19 protein-coding genes are annotated in these 20549 nt (G+C 40.1%); 16 read left to right on the top strand and 3 right to left on the bottom strand.

The features are described 5' to 3' along the window. The 5 genes from HZB59_08780 (at position 1) to HZB59_08760 (ending at position 4817) form a co-directional block, all read left to right on the top strand. Positions 1-1092, top strand: a complete 1092-nt coding sequence (locus HZB59_08780; GenBank protein ID MBI5021516.1) for an adenosine deaminase — start codon at positions 1-3, stop codon at positions 1090-1092. A 255-nt stretch (positions 1093-1347) separates the two neighbouring features. Next, positions 1348-1893, top strand: coding sequence for a hypothetical protein (locus tag HZB59_08775; GenBank protein MBI5021515.1), 546 nt, complete (start codon positions 1348-1350; stop codon positions 1891-1893). Positions 1894-1949: 56 nt separating this feature from the next. Next, the gene (locus HZB59_08770; protein ID MBI5021514.1) at positions 1950-2237 is read left to right on the top strand and encodes a DUF1330 domain-containing protein; all 288 of its coding nucleotides are present in this window, start codon (positions 1950-1952) and stop codon (positions 2235-2237) included. 149 nt (positions 2238-2386) lie between these two features. Beyond that, positions 2387-3994, top strand: coding sequence for a M2 family metallopeptidase (locus HZB59_08765; protein ID MBI5021513.1), 1608 nt, complete (start codon positions 2387-2389; stop codon positions 3992-3994). A gap of 7 nt (positions 3995-4001) precedes the next feature. After that, a complete protein-coding gene (locus HZB59_08760; GenBank protein MBI5021512.1) occupies positions 4002-4817 on the top strand; it encodes a hypothetical protein in 816 nt (271 codons plus the stop codon). Between the two features lie 14 nt (positions 4818-4831). On the opposite strand, the gene sixA is transcribed toward HZB59_08760, so the two are convergent. From sixA to HZB59_08745, 3 genes are all read right to left on the bottom strand, one after another. Next, positions 4832-5314, bottom strand: coding sequence for a phosphohistidine phosphatase SixA (gene sixA, locus HZB59_08755; protein ID MBI5021511.1), 483 nt, complete (start codon positions 5312-5314; stop codon positions 4832-4834). Between the two features lie 87 nt (positions 5315-5401). Beyond that, positions 5402-6052, bottom strand: coding sequence for a hypothetical protein (locus tag HZB59_08750; GenBank protein ID MBI5021510.1), 651 nt, complete (start codon positions 6050-6052; stop codon positions 5402-5404). 76 nt (positions 6053-6128) lie between these two features. After that, on the bottom strand, positions 6129-7793 hold the full coding sequence (locus HZB59_08745; protein MBI5021509.1) for a DUF814 domain-containing protein: 1665 nt from the start codon (positions 7791-7793) through the stop codon (positions 6129-6131). A 173-nt stretch (positions 7794-7966) separates the two neighbouring features. Here HZB59_08745 and HZB59_08740 point away from each other — a divergent pair, with 173 nt between their 5' ends. The 11 genes from HZB59_08740 (at position 7967) to HZB59_08690 (ending at position 20526) form a co-directional block, all read left to right on the top strand. Beyond that, positions 7967-8848 carry a YicC family protein gene (locus HZB59_08740; GenBank protein MBI5021508.1) on the top strand — a complete coding sequence of 294 codons (882 nt, stop codon included), beginning with the start codon at positions 7967-7969 and terminating at the stop codon, positions 8846-8848. Between the two features lie 26 nt (positions 8849-8874). Further along, positions 8875-9468: a guanylate kinase gene (gene gmk / locus HZB59_08735; GenBank protein ID MBI5021507.1), complete on the top strand. Its 594-nt coding sequence runs from the start codon at positions 8875-8877 to the stop codon at positions 9466-9468. A 24-nt stretch (positions 9469-9492) separates the two neighbouring features. Next, entirely contained in the window at positions 9493-9813 is a 321-nt protein-coding gene (locus HZB59_08730; protein ID MBI5021506.1) for a DNA-directed RNA polymerase subunit omega, read from the top strand. Positions 9814-9827: 14 nt separating this feature from the next. Further along, on the top strand, positions 9828-11045 hold the full coding sequence (coaBC, locus tag HZB59_08725) for a bifunctional phosphopantothenoylcysteine decarboxylase/phosphopantothenate--cysteine ligase CoaBC (protein ID MBI5021505.1): 1218 nt from the start codon (positions 9828-9830) through the stop codon (positions 11043-11045). Positions 11046-11069: 24 nt separating this feature from the next. After that, on the top strand, positions 11070-11777 hold the full coding sequence (locus HZB59_08720; GenBank protein MBI5021504.1) for a uracil-DNA glycosylase: 708 nt from the start codon (positions 11070-11072) through the stop codon (positions 11775-11777). Between the two features lie 2 nt (positions 11778-11779). Further along, positions 11780-13225 carry a replicative DNA helicase gene (dnaB, locus tag HZB59_08715; protein ID MBI5021503.1) on the top strand — a complete coding sequence of 482 codons (1446 nt, stop codon included), beginning with the start codon at positions 11780-11782 and terminating at the stop codon, positions 13223-13225. Positions 13226-13527: 302 nt separating this feature from the next. Further along, entirely contained in the window at positions 13528-14682 is a 1155-nt protein-coding gene (locus HZB59_08710; protein MBI5021502.1) for a 1-deoxy-D-xylulose-5-phosphate reductoisomerase, read from the top strand. A 15-nt stretch (positions 14683-14697) separates the two neighbouring features. Continuing rightward, entirely contained in the window at positions 14698-16011 is a 1314-nt protein-coding gene (rseP, locus tag HZB59_08705) for an RIP metalloprotease RseP (GenBank protein MBI5021501.1), read from the top strand. A gap of 130 nt (positions 16012-16141) precedes the next feature. Next, positions 16142-17254: a hypothetical protein gene (locus HZB59_08700; GenBank protein MBI5021500.1), complete on the top strand. Its 1113-nt coding sequence runs from the start codon at positions 16142-16144 to the stop codon at positions 17252-17254. Positions 17255-17281: 27 nt separating this feature from the next. Next, positions 17282-17995, top strand: a complete 714-nt coding sequence (locus HZB59_08695) for a FecR domain-containing protein (GenBank protein ID MBI5021499.1) — start codon at positions 17282-17284, stop codon at positions 17993-17995. 74 nt (positions 17996-18069) lie between these two features. Next, on the top strand, positions 18070-20526 hold the full coding sequence (locus HZB59_08690) for a hypothetical protein (GenBank protein ID MBI5021498.1): 2457 nt from the start codon (positions 18070-18072) through the stop codon (positions 20524-20526). Positions 20527-20549 lie beyond the last annotated feature (23 nt).

Raw genomic sequence — 20549 nt, 5'->3', positions numbered from 1 at the left:
ATGAAACTTACCGAAAAATTTCTCCACTCTGTTCCAAAAGTTTTGCTTCACGATCATCTCGACGGTGGACTCAGACCTGAAACGATTATAGAGCTTGCTAAAGAGATCAAGTATAAAAAACTTCCAACCAACGACCCCGGTGAATTGAAGGAATGGTTTCACCGCGGTGCTCAGCGCGGAAGTCTTCCTTTATACCTTGAAGGTTTTGCGCATACTACTGCAATGATGCAAACACCCGAGGCTTTGGAACGCGTGTCTTATGAAATGATGGAAGATATGCACAACGACGGGGTTGTGTATGTTGAAACTCGCTTCGCTCCAATTTTCTCCACCAATAAAGGATTGCACGGGGATGAAGTTGTCGCAGCCGTTCTGCGCGGTTTGGAAAAAGGTAAAAAAGATTTTGGCGTAGAATTCGGTTTGATTATATGCGCAATGCGCAATATGAAAATTTCTCAAGAGATGGCTGAACTCGCGGTTGATTTTCGTGAGCGCGGCGTTGTTGGGTTCGATTTAGCCGGTGAAGAGGGCGGATTTCCTCCGAAGAAACATGTTGATGCATTCCACTATATACAGCGCGAGAATTTCAATATTACAATTCATGCCGGCGAAGGTTTCGGCAAAGAATCTATATGGCAGGCAATTCAATGGTGCGGCGCCCACCGCATCGGTCACGCGACAAGGTTGATAGAAGACATGAAAATTTCTGACGACGATCCGACTGAAGTTGTGAGCATGGGATATCTTGCCCAGTATGTGCTCGATAAAAGAATACCGTTGGAGATGTGCTTAACAAGTAACGTTGATACGGGCGCGGCGAAGAGCGTGGAAGAGCATCCGTTCCGAACATACTTCCGTTATAAATTCCGTGTAACATTGAATACCGATAACCGCCTTATGAGCGATACATCGATGACGAGAGAATACAAACTGGCACATGATGTATTTAAATTAACATTGAATGATCTGGAAAAAATCACCATCAACGCGATGAAAAGCTCTTTCATTCCGTACAAGAAACGCATTGAAATCATCTACGACGTCATCAAGCCGGGATACCAGAAAGCAAAATTGAAGTTGAAGAAAAAATAAATTTGCAAATAAAACCTCCGGTATCTTCTTAAGTAATTTAAAGTCAGATACCGGAGGTTTTGCAAGTCAGCCATCAATCTCCCCATTGGAAAAGGCATGTCCTTAGCGGAGTGAAGGAGGAAGATTATAGTGGGGGTCAAATATAATTGCTAGAACAAATCTCTGAAATTTTCTTCAGTTCAGCGAAATCACAAGTCACTGATTTGCTTCTTTAAATTTGCCATTCTCCCGAATCGTTCTTATTTTCATACCATAATGAAACAAACTCTTTTAATCCTCAAACTGTCGCTTTACGCGTATCTGACGTATCTGCTTTACATTTTATTCGCAGATTACGATCCAACATCGGCAAGCTTCCGTCCGCCATTCATTGTTTGGATTACAGATTGGATGAACCTTTACATACACGAGGCAGGGCATCTTATTTTTAAAATATTCGGCCGCACCGTTTACTTTTTAGGCGGCTCGTTGACACAAATTTTAATTCCGCTTGCTTTGGTCCTCGTTATAGCGAAACAACGAAATTGGTATATCGGCGCCGCGGGCTTTTGGCTTGGGGAAAATTTTGTGAATGTAAGCATATACATTAAAGACGCGCCGTTTAGAAAACTGCACCTCATCGGGCGTGGATTGATCCACGATTGGAACTGGCTGCTGTCTAATAATCTCGATATTGCCGAGCCGCTGGCAGATATCGTTTTTATAATCGGGCTTTTAATTTGTGTGACTTCAATCGTTATAGGAATTAATCTTAGCGTACGTGATTTTAAATGGTATGACGAAGCGGTAATCCCTGATTGATAAATTCTAATTTGTTTAATCAATAAATAATTATCTTAAAATAAAGGAATACAATTATGTCGGCTTATGTTATTGTTGATATCAACGTAAAAGACCAGGTCAGGTACGAGGAATACAAAAAATTGGCTGAAGATACAGTTCATGCCTACGGGGGAAAGTATATCGTCCGCGGGAAACCTGTAGAAGTGCTGGAAGGTGATTGGATTCCCAAGCGACTTGTTGTGTTGGAGTTTCCTTCTGTCACTCGGGCAAAAGAATGGTGGTCGTCCGCAGAGTATGCAAAACCCAAAAGACTGAGATATGATACCGCTGAATCTAAAATGATTGTTGTTGAAGGAACATAAACACAGATAAAAAGTTTAGAAAATTATTTTGGAAATCGAATCGGAAATTTCTTATCTTTAACCTGAAATCAAACAACTTATATGAAAAAACCCGCATAATGCAGCGTTTCTCCAAATCAGTTTTTATCATCTTGCCGGTAATCTTTCTTATGTCGTGTACAAAGGAAGTTAAGCCGCGGGTGGAATCTAAAGATGGTTTATATCTTTTTCTCGACACTCTGGAACAGCGATATGAATCTGCGTGTTCAGCAATGGAGTTGGCACGCTGGAACTTTGCGACAAAAGAGGCCAAGCCCGATTTCAATTCCGCCCGCGAGTTGCTTGCAGAAATATTTCTTGATACGAGCATTCGAAATATAATTTCAGAATGGCGCGGCAGATCGGGTTCTCTCGCCGATAAACCGTTGGCGCGCCGACTCGAATTATGGCACCGCGCTTTTCTGGGTGGTAGTATTGAGTATGATGATGAAGTCACATCCTCAAAAATAAATCTCGCCAATAAATTTTCTAAAATTCAAATTGCAGTGAACGGAAAAAATTTGACGGGCGAAGAAGTTCTTAGATTTCTCCAAACCGAGAAGAATTCAAAAAAACGTAAAATTTATTGGCAGGCATATTTAGAGGCAAATTCAAAATACCTAAATGAATACCGAAAAACTGTTCAATTACTAAACACAAAAGCTCAAGCGAAAGGATTTCCGAGCTATTATTCATTCGTTCTATATATGGATGGAATAGACGAGGGAAAGTTGTTAAAAACATTCGCGATGCTCAAAGAATTAACATGCATACCGAGTGAAAAAATCACGTCAACAAACAAAAGAAAGCAAAAGTCAAATAAAACAATCGCACCATGGGATGCTTATTACTTTGGACAAACGGCTAAACAACTTCCAGAAAAATATTTTCCGACAGATTCTCTTGCTACTAAAGTTTATCATTACTTCGACAGCACCGGTTTCAATCCAGACAGCATAAGAATACTAACACATTCGAAGAATAATCACGCGAAAGGTTCCTGCTTCCGTGTTGCGATACCAAAAGATATTCGCATAACATTCCCCATCAAAGCCGGTCAGCTAAATTATGCAGACGCATTTGCGGCATATGCTTACGGATTGAAAGCGTTTTTTACGCAAACCGATTTTCCGATATTAAAATCGTATACAACTGTTCCCGGTACATATTGCTCGGTGTATAACGACGGTATTGCATTGATGATGCATGATCTTCTGCTCGACTCGTTATGGCTGCGAACTTTCACGAAGGTGAAAGAAAAAGAGCTCAAACAATTTTATTCAAAGCGGACAGAGCCGCAAATAGTAAAATTAATCCAAGAGATGAAAGCTTTCGAAACAGAATACGAATTTTTTAAGAATCCTTCCCTCGATACAGATTCTTTGGAACGTGTGATGCTGGAGAAATATTACGACCTCAGCATCGACAGCGGCATAACGACACCGATGGAAATTAACCCGACTCACACCGATAAACCCGGTGGATCATATAAGGCGATAATTATAAAATTAATTGCCGCTCAATTGGAAGAAGCACTTTTTAATAAGTTCGGCTCACGCGAGCACACAGATTCACTTGTTGCCGCATGGATGATAGATCGACTCTTTTTATCCGGTGAAAAAATAGAGTGGCAAGAAAGAATGAGGAACGCTACCGGGAAATCGGTGGAACCCGGCCCGTATTTACGCAAAATCGGAATTGAACATTCAACTTTACTTTCAAACAACAATTTAAAGTAGTTTTTGCATGAAAAACATATTTTTATCGGCATTACTCATTACATTATTGGGTACCGTAACGCAGGCATCTGAAAAAAATGATATTACAAGGTTTTATCCTAAAGCAGAGTCAATAGCATATTACCCTAAAATCGAGAAATCGTTAAAAATAATTTGTCAAAAGAAAATCGATAACTTATGGGTTTCCTTCATCGGATACAACGGCAGGAATGAAATTGTCATCGCGGCAGTAACAAACGATATGATTCAGAATCCTAATAAAGAAATATATCGAATTCTCGATTTTGATGAAGGAAGCCCTATGCTTGGAAAGGTAACCACGTGGGGTTATGTATTCGACCGAAACAAAGACGGTAAAATTGACTACCTGGCGCTTGTAGATGGTGCCGCGCCGTTTCTCGACAACAGAGTTCCGGAAAGTTATCCGGCACGCGGACAAAAACTGAACCGGAATGATTTGGAATTATATATTAATAAGTGTAAAATTATTTTTAATCATTGGGCAGATGATAATTATGATGATAAAATTGATGCCGTTGTGCATGTCGATATAGATCCGCTTCGCGATTGGGTGCGCAGAAAAATTTTTGCCAGATGCACAAAGTTTAATAACAGGTTCAACGATGTTTTTGCTTTCAAAAATAAAATTTCCGGAGAACACGAAAAGATTGACTACACTTCTGTGAAAGTCCCTTACCGTCCATTAGGATCGATATCCGGATGGATCACAAAAGATGTATTACAAAGGCAGACAGATATTTTATATATGATTAACAGGGCAGTTAAGGAATGCAATGCGGGAAAAACTCTAGTGGGTGGATAGTTTTTCCATTCGAATCAATTTTGAATATTTTTAATTTCATCGGATTGCAGTACTAACCGGAGTGCGCCATTTCCGGCAGACACCGAATCCTCAAGATGTATAACAGCTATCCCTCCTTTTGAAACAATAAATTTTCCATACCGTGTACCGGTTATCAACAGTGAAATTAATGTACTTAGATGTGGCTCATGCCCAACTAACAGAACCGTTTTATGTTGCAATGATCTGAGTATTTCGAAAATATGACGGTGATCTGACGATGGTGTTAAGTGTTCGGATGTGATCAAGTCGATCCCCGGAAAAAACTTTCCTACCTCCACGGCAGTTTGAATGGCGCGGCACAAAGGGCTACTAATGATAACATCTGGAATCAATTGTAAACCAAGTAATGTTTGCGCGGCGCGAACTGCCTGTTCAATTCCCAGATCCGAAAGCTCTCTGCTCGCATCATCGATACCGGGTTTTGCGTCACCGTGTCGAACGAGTATTAATTTCATAAATTTTGTAGCCTGTACAAATAAAAAAGTGCGATGAATATTTTCACCGCACTTTGATAATCTTAAGTTACTTATCAAAAAAACTAATTAAAATCGTAATCGCAATCCTGCTGTAATTGGAAAATATTGCCGGGGTCTGTCGAACGCTCCTATGACGGATTTTGCTTGAACAAAGCCAACGAACATTTCGTTAACCGGAATATCCACACCCACTCCGAACGACCAAGTAATGGTCGACAGTGCATCACTTTCAATTGATAAAATATTTTTATTATCGACCAAGATACTGTCGGATCGAAAATATATATATCCTATCCCGATAGTGAAAAAAGGTGCTATACTTGTTTTCGAAATGGCTAACGTTCCTTTGTAATTTGCGGTAACCGTAAATACTTGTGTCTTTCCACCAGTAACAATTTTTGTTGGATCTGTGATCTTCATACCTTCGCGGAATGCCGATTCCTTAAGTTCGAATGATCCATAATCAGCAAGAAGCATTAACGAACTGTAGCCGTAATCACCGGGTGTAAACGATAGACCGTACCCAACACCTGCGTGCATTCCCGGGTTCCAGTATTTCGAAAATTCGTACGGGAGATAAGTATAAGCCAAACCGCCCGATACAGAAATTTCCTGCACAGGCGGGGGACTTGTTTCGTTTGATGCCGCTGAATCTGTTTGACAGATCAAGGTTGCAGAAAAAAGCAGTAGTGAAACGAACAAGTAAACAAACTTCATAAATTTTCCTTTCGTACGTGAATTGTTAATAATAATCTGAAGATTGTATTGAGTATACGAAGAATTTTTGGAATTTTCAAGGAAGCTTGGGGGGGACAAATATCACTTCTTCCCGCTCAAGATAAACGGTTCCTTCCGCAACTCCTTTCGGTTTTCGCACATATTTTCGCTCACAATATGCAACCGGAACATTTGATGCCTTCCGCATCTTGCTGTAATACGCGGCGATGCTCGCCGCTTGTTTTATCGATTCACGTGGAATATTCTCCGTTCCTCTCGGTATTTTTAATACCGTGTGCGAACCACCTGCCCCTCGCGCGTGAAACCACAGATCCTGCGGTTTGCAGAATTTTGTTGTCAGCAAATCGTTATTAGCGCTGCTTTTCCCTACCCATACTTCAAAACCACCCGCGACTGTAAATATTCTGAACGGAGGCTTTTCCTCTTCTTCTTTTTTATTGACTGTGATATTCATCGATTTTAATTCGGAATAATATTTTTTTTGAAAGTTCTTAATTTCTTCAGAAGAATAAATTTTTTCTAAATCCTCTATTAACGGTTTAATGGTATCGATTCGGATTTTTAACTCATTTACTCGACGCACTGATTCGATTCGTCCTAATTCAGCTCTTTTACCTTTTTCAAAATATTTTTCTGCGTTTCGGGAAGGTGTTAACGCCGGATCAAGATCGACTTCGATTGAATTTCCATCTCCATAAATATCTTCAAGAACTATTTTCTTCATCCCCTTTTTAATTTGATGGATGCTTGAAAGTATAAGGTTCCCGATTTTTTCCATCCGTGACGGGTCTACGCTTAAATGAGCCGAGGCATTTCGAATTGAACGTTCGTTATGCTGTAACAGCGTTCGAAGTTTATCCAGATAAATTTCTTTCTCGTTTTCAACTCCGGTTTCCCGCGAAGTGATGGAAATATATTTTTTTACAGCATCGTTCACTGTTGGAAAGGTAATGTTTTTTGATCCGTGACGATGACTCAACTCTGTAACCGATATAATTCTGTCACCATCGGAATCAACATATATATACGGAGAAGGATTCTCGGATATTTGGAATATGGTTTTTATTTCATTGGAAATTCTATCGATTTCGTTTTCCGATAATAAGTGTGTCTCCTTATTGCAATCAACGGAAGATTTGAATAAAATCTCGGTGATATATTTATTATCCAGAATCGGAAATACTTTTTTCAATGAAGCAGTGATTGAAAGTTTACCGAATGCCGTCAGATCCTGATATAAATTTTCTGTCGAATTCCCGATTGTTGATCTAATCTCCAAAACAGTATCTTTAAATTTCCGATCGTCTTTGAACGCTTCCACTATCTTCATGTTATCGTCGATAAGATAAACATTACTCGTCGCTGTGTTGTATAGTTGAATAACAAATTGTTTTGAAGAATCGAGAGTTACAAAGACTGAACGATCTGAAGAATGGACATAGAAATCACTGATAACCGAACCAATTGAATCAGTGAATAAATCCACCGAGTTAGTTTTAGCTCGCGATATACCCATCCTATAAAAGATATAATTATTTCGAGGTGAAACCGAAATACAAATTGTAATCTTGTTCCCTGAGGAGCGGGCATCTCCAATTTTACTCAACCCGATTAATAACTCATTTTTTTGTTGAGTAAAAACAGTTCTGATAATTGAACCTTTAAATAAGGTACGGAATTCGTTGGATAACGCTTTTAATGTAAAATAGTGAACAGGCATTCTGACTATTAAATAATTATCAACAATATATTGAAATCGATCTCATTCTCAAAGATTCTTACAGAAGAGATGTCGATAAAACGGTGCAAATGTTGTGGAAAGGTTTTCCTTGACGTACGAGAGAATATTTCGTACCTTAATATGGCAATTTATCAAAAAGTGGACGATTTTAAATGATTTCAAGCATGACAGGGTATGGACGAGGCGAAGTAACAGATGGCAAAATAACCGCTGTTGCCGAATTACGCTCTGTGAACAATAGGTACTTCGAGGTTTCAGCCCGTCTTCCGCGCACGATGACTTTGCGCGAGGGAGAGGTCAGGGAGATTATCCGGAAACGTTTAAGTCGCGGTAAAATTAATGTCGCATTGAGTATCACACACGAGAACGCTAACGAAATTCCTTTGAAAATAAATTCAACTGCCGCAAAGTCATATCATCGGTTATTGACCGATCTTGGTAAGACCGTTAAAATTCGGGAAAAGATTACTCTAAACCATCTGTTGCAGTTTCAGGATATTATTGAAGTCAGCGATTTTGAAAAAGGTGATGAAAACGAATGGATGCTGGTTAAGAAGGCACTTCTCATTGCTCTTGACGAGGCATCCGTAATGCGTAAGCGAGAAGGAGCGGAACTGATGAAGGATCTCGTTATGCGTATCCGCACTATCGGTGAAGCTCTCACAGACATAGAAAAACTTGCTCACGATTCGCTTCCCTTGGCACGGAAGAATTTAGAACAACGCGTAAAAGATCTTTCTGTTGATCCGGTAATAATCGATATGAAGCGTCTTGAAACCGAGTTCGCGTTACTCGTAGATAAATTAGATATAACAGAAGAAACAGTAAGATTCCAAAGTCACAACAAGTTTTTTTTGAACGCTCTCAAATCGGATGAAGCCGTTGGAAGAAAATTAAATTTTTTGGTGCAGGAGATGAACAGGGAAGCAAACACTATCGGCTCTAAAGCCGGCAGTTCCGAAATTGCCCATCGAGTTGTTGGAATAAAAGAAGAGCTAGAGAAAATTCGCGAGCAGTTACAGAATATCGAGTAGCCCTCGATCTCTTAAATTATAAATAAATGGACAATCAACTGAAATTATTTGTTCTTGCCGGACCAAGCGGATGCGGCAAAACGACTATTGCAAAATCAATTTTACAAAAATTCCCGAACACTGTTTTTTCCATCTCGGCAACGACCCGCGAGATGAGATCGACCGAAACGAACGCTAAAGATTATTATTTCATTAAACGTGCCGAATTTGAAGAAAAAATCAAACTAAACGAATTGATCGAGTGGGAAGAAATTTATGGCGATTATTACGGCTCATTGAAAAGCGAAGTTGATAATGCTTTCGCGAACGGTAAATCGATAATATTCGATGTTGATGTTAAAGGTGCTCTTTCGATAAAAAGTAAATACGGCAATAATGCAAAACTAATTTTCATAATGCCGCCAAGCATCGAAAAACTTATTGAACGTTTACGCAACCGGAAAACAGAATCGGAAGAAACATTCAGGCGGAGAATGGAGCGGGTTAAGATGGAAATGACGTTTGCGCCCGACTTTGATTATCGGGTCGTAAATGATTTGCTTGAAAAAGCTATAGAAGAAGTCAGCGGGATAGTTCAAAAAGAAATTGAAACACACAACAATAAAAACGGAAAATCATAAAATATAAAATAAAGGAAAACAGTAATGCCAATTAAACCATTAGACATAGAAAAGTTGAGCAATCAGGCCGAAAACGTGTACGAGGCAATAGTCGTTCTGCTCAAGCGCGCAAGGCAGATAAATGAAGAGATGAAAATCGAATTCAACCAGCGCATTGAAATGCTTCAAACAAAAGTGTTCGAACCGGAAGAAGAGACAGATCAGCCGCAAACCAACCCGGATCAAATTCTGATCGCGCAAGAATTCGAAAAACGTCCAAAACCGACTGAATCGGCTATTAATGAATTGATGGAGAAACGTCTCGCACATCGTTATAAAGACGACGAGCACATCACTCCTGCTTAATAAAAAAAATTCAGGTGTTGCGGAATAGAAAAATATTGATCGGGATAACAGGCGGAATCGCAGCGTATAAGATTCCGCAGCTTGTAAGAGATTTCAAAAAAAGTGGTGCCGACGTCAAAGTTGTCATGACCGATTCCGCAACAGAGTTTGTTACGCCACTAACACTTTCTACGCTTACACAAAACGAAGTGGTTGTAGGAAGTTTTCCAAGATTGACTAAAAACATATTGCAGGCAAGTACATGGCATATTGATCTTGCACAATGGGCAGATGTAATGTTGGTCGCCCCTGCAACTGCAAACACGATTGCAAAACTTGCATCCGGTATCGCCGACAATTCAGTAACAACACTCGCCCTAGCAATGCGGGCTCCGGTAATGCTTTCACCTTCGATGGACGTCGATATGTGGAATCATCCTATCACTCAATCGAATATTTCTCAGCTTCACCAACTAGGTTACCAAATTCTTCAACCGGCAGAAGGAGAACTTGCGAGTGGTTTAACCGGTACAGGTAGATTACCCGACCTCCCAAAGATTCAGCAGGCAATCGAAATTTTGCTTACAGATGTACATCAGGATCTTCAAGGGAAAAGAATTCTTATCACTGCCGGGCCAACATATGAGCCGATAGATCCGGTACGTTTTATCGGAAACAGATCATCCGGAAAAATGGGATTTGCCCTCGCGGCAGCCGCAGTTCACAGAGGTGCAGAAGTAACCCTCGTTACCGGCAAAACGCATCTCACCACACCACGCTCGGTAAAACGAATAGATATCTTGACTGCCGAACAAATGTATAAGGCTGTTATGAGAAATAGAGACAATAAAGACGGAATCATAATGGCTGCTGCAGTTGCCGATTATACACCAGTAAAAGTCATTAATCAGAAAATTAAAAAAAATATTCAAGACAAAAATCAATTCGTTATACAATTAAAACCAACTAAAGATATTCTTAAAGAGCTTGGCACCCGAAAAGGCAAAGCCATTCTTGTTGGATTTGCCGTTGAAACCGAGAATGAAATAAAAAATGCGAAAATGAAATTACACTCGAAAAACCTTGATGCAATCATTCTAAATAATCCGATGGAAGACGGAGCCGGTTTCGACGTTGAGACAAACATTGCCACATTCATCCCGAAGAATGGGAAAATTGAAAAATTCCCCAAGATGACGAAATATCAACTCGCTCACCAGATTCTGCAACGGATTTCTAAACTGCTTGGATAACGATTAATTATGAAGCAGAACAAAATGATGGATTTGTTAGATAATACGAAACGTTATTTTTTACAACAAAAAGATTTATTTGGAAATACAATTTATGTTGAGTCCGATGTGAAAAAGAAATCAAACAGCGCTCATGAAATCTCGATGCCAACCGATGAACCATGGACGGAATCTGAAAATTTAGTTGAGCTTGATAAATCGATCAATAAGTGCTTGAAGTGCGGACTCGGGAATACCCGCACAAATTTTGTTTTCGGTGTAGGCAATCCGAAGGCTGATGTAATGTTCGTTGGTGAAGCGCCCGGAGCCGATGAAGATGCACAAGGAGAACCGTTTGTAGGCAGAGCTGGGCAACTGCTTAACAAAATTCTTGCGGCAGTTGACCTGAAAAGGGAAGATGTTTATATCTGCAACATACTAAAATGCCGGCCGCCGAATAATCGCGACCCCGAAGCGAACGAAATGGAACTTTGCACTCCTTACCTTTATAAACAAATTTCTTTGATTCAACCGAAATTCATTATCTGTTTAGGTAGAATCGCCGCCCAGTGGTTACTTCAAACGAACGGTACATTAAGTTCGATGCGGGAAAAAATTCATGACTTCAGAGGAACAAAATTGATTGTAACGTATCATCCAGCCGCGCTTCTGCGGAATCCAAACTGGAAACGCCCCGCATGGGAAGATATGAAGATGTTCCGCGATGAATACAATAAAATTATTAAACGATAATCATGCCCAGAGATAAAAAAACAACAACACAGAATTTTTCCGATAGCGATCTAAATTTTTCTGGACGCATACCACCGCAAGCCGTAGATGTTGAGAAGGCGGTTCTTGGAGCCATGCTTATCGAGAAAGAGGCCGCGCCGAAAGTTTTAGAGCTTCTTGACTACCAAAGTTTTTACAATCCAACACACCAAAAAATTTATCAAGCAATGTTGGCATTGTTCGAAAAGGGTGATCCTATCGATGCGGTTACGGTAGTTGAAGAATTGCGACGACGTGGTAAACTCAACGATGCCGAAGACCCTGTCTACATAACAGAACTTACATTAAACACTCCAACTGCAGCCAACGTTGAATACCATGCCCGGATAGTCCTAGAAAAAGCGCTGATGAGAAGTTTGATTTCGGCATCATCTGAGATAGGAACCCGGGCATACAGCAATACTGAAGATGCTCTTGATCTTTTGGATGAGGCGGAGTCGAAAATTTTTCAGATTTCCGAAAAGCGCATGCGCCGATCGTTTACACCTATCAACCGCGCTCTTCATGAAACGTTCGAGATGCTTCAGGAAATTCATGGTAAACACAGTGGAATAACGGGTGCTCCATCAGGTTTCCCAACTTTAGACGAAAAAACCGGCGGATTTCAAAAATCGGATCTCATTATTGTTGCCGGACGTCCAAGTCAGGGTAAGACTGCATTCGCATTATCGGTAGCGCGGAACGCGGCGCTTCATAAAGAAAAAAAATGTGCTGTCGCGATATTCAGTATCGAAATGTCGGAACGACAATTAATAATTAGAATGCTCTCGTCCGAAGCACGCGTGAATGCACACGAACTTCGCACCGGTCGTTTGCATGAGGATAAATGGAAAAATCTCAGCCGCAATGTTGGACGGCTGGCAGAAGCAAAAATATTTATCGACGACACACCCGCGCTTACGATGTTGGAACTGCGGGCAAAGGCACGTCGATTGAAAGCTGAACATGAAATCGGTCTGATCATAGTCGATTACCTGCAGTTAATACAGGGTCCTAAAAATTCTGAATCTCGTGAGCGGGAAATCTCAATGATCTCCAGGTCTCTGAAAGCGCTCGCAAAAGAAATCGATGTTCCGGTCATCGCGCTTTCACAGTTAAACCGTGGAGTTGAATCGCGTGGAGATAAACGACCGATGCTTTCAGATTTGCGCGAATCCGGAGCAATTGAACAGGACGCAGATGTCGTGATATTTGTTCATCGTCCGGAAACATACGGTATCACAGATATTAAAGATGACGATGGTAATACAATCCCATCCGAAGGGATTGCCGAGATAATTATAGGAAAACAAAGAAACGGACCGACCGGCATGGTTCGACTACAATTCCACAAGGAGTACGCAAGTTTTGAAAAACTCGAATTCATGATCGCTCCCCCCAATTTATTACCTGATGATTCACCCTTCTGATTGACTCGTTCTAAGAATAACTTTAATGAGACATTAATAAAGTTATTATTTCTTGATCAATTTTCTACCAAGATCAATTCGGATGTTATCCCAAAATATATTTTTTAGGATGATCTATACCTATAAGCGCAATTTAATGAAGAGAATGAATGTCAAAAAAATTCGCCGAGATGCTAAAACAATCGACAAAATCCGGCGTTACTACTATCCTTAGCAATGTCGGTAGACTGGTGTTTGTTTTCAAGCTCAGATTTTGTTAACTTGAAATAAATATTGCCCCATAATTAGGGGCATCTTATTTTATGGCGAAGAAAAAAAATATCTGCATACTAGGATCGACAGGTTCGATCGGGGCCAATAGTCTTGATGTTATTGCCCGTTTCCCCGACAAATTCAATGTGCAGACGCTGGGTACAAAAAACAACATTAATCTGCTTGAAAAACAGATTATGAAATTCCATCCTAAAACGGTTGTGGTTTTTGATGAGATAGCGGCTAAATCGCTCCGGCAAAAACTGAAAAACTCCGTAAGGGTTTTATCCGGAACAGACGGTTTGAAAGATATTGTTTCCGCCAAGGATGTAGATATTGTAATTAATTCTTTGGTGGGATTTGCAGGTTTACACCCAACCCTTGAGGCGATCAAACATGGAAAAACAGTAGCGCTGGCAAACAAAGAATCACTCGTTGTGGCAGGTGAATTAATTATGCCGATGGTTAAAAAGTACAACGCATCTTTGATACCTATCGATAGTGAGCACAGCGCGATTATGCAATGTTTAATCGGAGAAAGTTTCGGAAATGTAAACAGAATAATATTAACCGCATCGGGCGGTCCGTTCTTAAATACCACCAAGAATAATTTTTCTAAGATAACAATCAAGCAAGCGCTAAACCATCCGAATTGGAGCATGGGGAGTAAAATAACCATAGATTCCGCAACAATGATGAATAAAGGTTTGGAGGTTATTGAAGCGCGGTGGCTTTTTAATTTACCACCTGAAAAAATCGATGTCCTTATTCATCCTCAATCAATCATACACTCGATGGTGGAATTTGTTGACGGTTCAATAAAAGCACAACTTGGTGTTCCAGATATGAGGATACCAATTCAGTATGCACTAACATACCCCCAACGGTTCAAATCGAACAATGCAACAGTGGATTTTTTTTCGTTGGGGCAAATGACATTTTTTAAACCGGATAAAAAGAAATTTAGATGCCTTCAGCTCGCATATGATGCTATCAAGATTGGTGGCACAATGCCTGCGGTTTTGAATGCCGCGAATGAAGTCGCTGTTGAAAAATTTCTCTCCGGAAAACTTCCATTTCACAAAATTCCGACCGTAATATCAACAGCACTGGATAAAATTAAGTGCGTTTGTAAACCAACACTCTCCGATATCGAAGAAACCGATCGAGCAGCGCGAGATGTTGTATTAAGTATTACACGATAACCAAAGGATTCTTAAATGCAAATCATCAATATGTTATTTTATACCGCAATCACACTTGGCGTGCTGATATTTATTCATGAGTTCGGGCATTTCATCACCGCTAAGTTGACGGGTATGCGTGTTGACAGATTTTCAATCGGTTTTCCTCCAAGAGCATTCGGGAAAAAAATTGGTGAGACAGATTATTGCCTCTCGTGGATACCGATAGGCGGATATGTTAAGATTGCAGGTATGATTGATGAGAGCATGGATACAAATTTTTTGACCAAAGAACCTGAGCCATGGGAGTTTCGTTCAAAACCTTTATGGGCAAAAACAATTGTTATTTCGGGCGGAGTGATAATGAATGTGTTACTCGCATTAATAATTTTTTGGGGACTACACTTTTCGCAGGGTTCTTATACCGCCGAGACGACTCAGGTTGGATACGTTTTTCACAATTCTCCTTTTGAGAAAGCGGGTCTACTTCCGGCAGACAGAATTCTATCTATAAACGGTGACAATGTAACTCATTGGGATGAAGTTCAAAACTTACTCTATGTAAAGAATGCGGGTAATGAAATTGATCTGGTTATTGATCGTAACGGTCAACAAATACATCTCAACATACCACAGTTAAAAGTTTCAGCAATGTCCGATTCCACGCCCGGATTACTTGTGGCGCATACAGCAACAGTCATCGACGGGGTAGAATCGAGTCTACCCGCAGGCAAGCTTGGTTTGTTGCCTGGTGATACGCTTATCGGTGTGGGAGATAAAAAAGTAAATCAGATTGAAGCGGTATCAATGATTCGAAGTAATGCCGGAAAAAATATTTCAATCACATGGAAACGCGCTCAGAATATTTTAACAGATACTATCACTGTTACACCTGAAGGTAGAATCGGCGTCAGGCTAAGCAGTCATTATGTCGGTCCTTCGAAGAGAATTCAATATTCTGTTTTTCAATCTTTTACCATCGCATTGAACGATGTGAAAGAATCTGTATATCTCTTTTATCTGACATTCAGTAAAATATTTGCAGGCAAAACATCGATGCGCGATTCGCTTGGTGGTCCTATAGCGATCGCTCAGCTTGCCACTCAGAGTGCTGAGTACGGATTCTCGATGTTTATCTGGTTCATGGCACAATTAAGCATGAGTCTGGCAATTTTAAATATATTACCTATTCCCGCCCTCGATGGAGGTCACCTTATGATTTTCCTCATAGAGAAAATAAGGGGAAAAGAGATCCCGAATAAGGTGAAGATTGTAATACAGCAGGCGGGTTTTATCCTTTTATTGATTTTTATGGTTTTTGTCATATATAACGATATTGTAAGATTTTAATGACGTGATTCGAGCCACACATGATTTTTATATTTAACGGATAATCTGTTTATTATCTTAATTGAAATAATGAGTACAGAACATAATTTGTAAAATATTTAAACATCATAGTATCATCCAAGGAGTTGCTATGAAGAACAAAAATTTATTTTTAAAGATGCTGACAATTTGTATATGCATCTTTCTTTTTTCACTAAATCAAAATGTACGGGCTCAATCGGATTGTCCAATTTCCGAATTTTCGGTTTCATATGCCGATATTCAACAGTTGACCATTTCCGATGTCGATTTTGAACATTTTGAAAGTAGAACCCTCTTATTTACTCTTCGGATAAAGAACGAATCTACATTCCCTGTCACTGCAAAACTTACACTTACGGTAAACATTAAACTGGCAAGCGGCAAAAGATACGAACCGGCTTATATTTTTTCGCATGATAATTTGATTATCAACCCGGGGACTCTTATGCTGACGAACATGGACTTGAATAGAGCAGAGTACCGCTTAAATTCAGAAGAAACTCCCAACAAGGATGATGTTCGGGTGAATATACAAGATGTCGCGATGGCTACCGGAAAATTTCCGGCCGGTAAATATTCGTTTAACTTTACATTAACAAACACCCGGTGTGGTGTTGTTTCATCAAAGCCTCCGGTGGGCGAGTTAAATTTGGAAAATCCTACGCGTGTTGATTTGCGTACGCCGTTAGACGGTGAAACAACATCACCGTTTCCGCTATTTGAATTTTATCACGACGGAGTTAAAGCCGAGTTGACAGTTGCGGAGCTTCGATCCGAACAATCGCGCGAAGATGCGATAATCCAAGAACCACCGATGAACAAGGTTGAGATCGCAGGGACAAATTCATTTTTATATGGCGGTGGTCGTCCGCTCGAATCGGGCAAAACATATGTTTGGCGGGTAGTTAGCAAAACAGCCGGACCAGCGGGCTCTGAGATAGAAGTATCAAGTCCGATCGGATTATTTTATGTATCAAACGAAGTTCAGGTCGGCGGTGCCGGCGATCAAAATTCTCAGGATAAATCCATTGATGATGTTTTAAGAATGTTGGAAGAAATGTTCGGTAAACAATATCCCGAACTTATTGCTTCGTTAAAAAAATCTAAATTCACTTTCGATAACGGATTGCTTGACGGAACATCTTTATCGAAAGATGATCTTCTGAAACTGCTGCGGCAATTACAATCCGATGCAGTTGACATGAATTTAAATGTTGAATAAAAATTATCGTCTCGAAGGAGATCGAATATGAAACGGATATATTTTTCTGAAACGATTAAAATAATCGGTACGATGGTATTTCTACTCGCACCGCTACTCAATTTAATTGCAGGAGAATCAAACGGCGTTGCCATCGTCAAGAAGGCATATAACGACGTACAAAAAGTTACACAAGAAGGAAAAACGGAGAAAGCGCAAATTAGCACGCCATTATTTCCGGAAGATAAATTAAAAACAGGCCGCAAAGCGTTTGCTCTGGTAAAGTTTACGGAAGATAATAGTATAATTCGTGTACGTGAACAAGCAGTATTAACTATTAAAAGCGGCGGTCTAAGAAACTCTACCATGAAAGAAGCATTTTTGGAAAGGGGTGGAATTGGTTTCGATGTCACCAAACAAAAAAACAATCAACAGTTCCAATTAACATCACCGACTTCAGTGGCATCTATCAGAGGAACAAAAGGAAAGTGGTGCAGGAGTGAACATTCTGACACGCTCATTTTGATCGAAGGAAAAGTGTTATTGAAAAACCGATTATCAAATAACGAAGTGGAACTGGAAGGCGGATTCATCGGCTTCTCGAACGATGACGGGACTGTCGAAATGCGCACAGCAACTGAGAGCGAACTTGCGGATGCCGTTCGATTTGCATCTACGGATGAATCACGCCGTCAATTGAAAATAGAGATGAAAGATCTCAAAGGTACAAAAAAAACCTTAAAACTTGATTACAAAGAATAACCAAGCAGATTATTCTTAAATTTTGTATCTTGCTTCCGGTAAAATAATCAGGAATAAGTATCGGTTTGCCCGTTATGAAAAGAATATTTGGCTTGCGCTGGACAAGGTTCTGGCTGTTAGGAATTCTGACTATAGTAATATCCAATCCGGTAGTTCCACAAATTAGCGGTACTGTTTCAAAGGTCGTCATCGGAACTCCACAAACAGGAATGCCTTTATCGGTTCAGGTTGATTTTTTTCAGTCGAGTAAAGTGGAAAAAATCGAAATCGCATTCAGAAGATTTGGTGAACAGGAATTCAAACAGAACGAAATGTCACTGGTCGGTACAACTGCGACCATCTTACTCCCGGGAGAGGTAATTGAACCGCCGTTTGTTGAATATTATTTTATCATTACAATTGATGGACGTCCGGAACCGGAAACCTACCCCGTCGAAAATCCAAAATCTCAACCGTTAAAAATTAGTTTCGAATCTGTTGAATCGATTGATTATAAATTGATTGTGCTTAGCCCTGATCGTGATGAGGTTTTACGGTCTGATGAATTATTAATATCATTCTCACTCGCTAACCTTGATACTACTGTATCAGAGTTACCTTTAAAAATAATATTCGATGAAACCGATCTATCTGCGTTGATTATACGCTACGGTGATTTGGTTGTTCTTCGTCCCCAAAACGCCCTTATTGGTATACAACCCGGTAGGCACAAAGTAAGAGTTGAAATTATTGACAGCATGGGTGTTACTCAATTATCTTATTCTTGGGAATTCACACTGGAAGGTCCTGTGAGTCCAGGGATGAAAGATACATTTGTTATTTCTCCCTGGCGGTATGGCGCTTTCCTTCAACTTGAAACCAGACAGGAACATATTTCTGATAGAACTACTCCGTACAATCGAGCCACATTATCGGCAAACGGTTCATATAAAGAATTTGAAGTAAGAGGTTTTCTGTACAACACGAACGAAGAACGTGCCATTCGCCAACCGCAAAATCGATATCATATTATCGGAGAATCACCTTGGTTGAAAATCGGTTACGGAGATGTATTTCCGGTTTTTCCCGATTTGGTAATGAACGGTAAGCGAGTTCGCGGATTCTTCACAAATCTCACGCTCAATAAATTCAATCTCGACTTTGTGAAGGGAGCCATCACACGAAGGGTTGAAGGCAGCATAGGTGAGCCAATCTTAGATAGTTTATTGAATCAATCACAGCAATCAGACCCGACAGCCGTATTTCGTTTTTACGATTCACTTAACGGTTTTGCGCGTTGGGTTAAAGTTAAACCGGGTATTTTTTCGCGGGATATTATGGCGGTTCGCCCAAGTTTCGGAAACAGATACGGCTCTCATTGGGGAATCAGCTATCTGAAATCGAAAGACGATCCAACTTCAATTTTGTTCGGCGCCAGACCTCAGGAAAATGTTGTCTTCGGTTCAGATCTCAATGTGTCAATTGACCGGGATAATTTTGAATTAACCGGGCAGGTTGCCTTCAGTGCAACAAACAATGATATAACTAACGGTTCGTTCAACGATTCGGATATCGATAGTCTTTTTGCAGACAGCGACGAAAAAGAACGAGACGACATGCGGAAAATCCGCGATCTGGTTAAAAACATCATTACTGTGAACGAAAATTTAATTCCGCTGAACATAAAACATTTTCCAACCCTCTCTTATGAAACAGGTTTGAAGTTGAATTATTTTAATAACAACTTTCGGTTAACTTATCTTCGTCACGGAGACGGGTATGAATCGTTCGGTCAATCTTTCCTGCGAACGGATGTTCAGGGATATTCATTATCGGATCGGTTGAGATTGCTGGATAACAGGTTATTTATTTCTGGTGGTTATGAACGACTTCAGGACAACACATCATTTTCTAAACCAGCAACGACAACTTTTTCAACAATAAACGCAGGTGTCAGTTATTATCCTGCTTCAATATCTATCCCGAACATATCGATTGCGTTTCTCCGATCAACGAATTTAAATGATTTACCGAATACCGACACAACTGCGGTTGTTGGTGAAGGTACAAACAGATTTATTATTCAACTTCAAAAAGGATTTTCTTATATAATCGAACATAATGCACAACTAAATCTCAGTACTTCTGTGCATGATGATAACACTCCCCGAAATTTCGACACGAAAAATTTATCGCTCGGCTTGAGCGTGGTCTCCACGTTTGATATTCCTCTACAAACCATATTTAATATCAATGTCAACTCGAGCAAATATTATTCTTCCCGCGGAACAGAAAACAATGTAACATATACAACGCTTTACGTCAACGGTCAATACAAAATGTTAGCGAATAAACTCAATTTGAGCGGATCGTTTAGTCCAACCTTTGGCAGCTTACAGAGAATCTTACTGGCAACAAGCGGCCAGTATTATTTTCTCGAATATCTAAGCGCCCAAACTTCGCTGAATTTCTATTTCAATAATAAAATAACCGGAATGCCGGCAAATCAGACAGATATTATCTGGACATTCACACTCCGTGCCGATATTTAAACCTCCTATGGCATTTCGAACCT

The sequence above is a fragment of the Ignavibacteriales bacterium genome, from assembly GCA_016214905.1.
Taxonomy (GTDB): Bacteria; Bacteroidota; Ignavibacteria; order UBA10030; family SZUA-254; genus PNNN01.
This window is presented reverse-complemented; position numbering and strand designations above follow the sequence as displayed.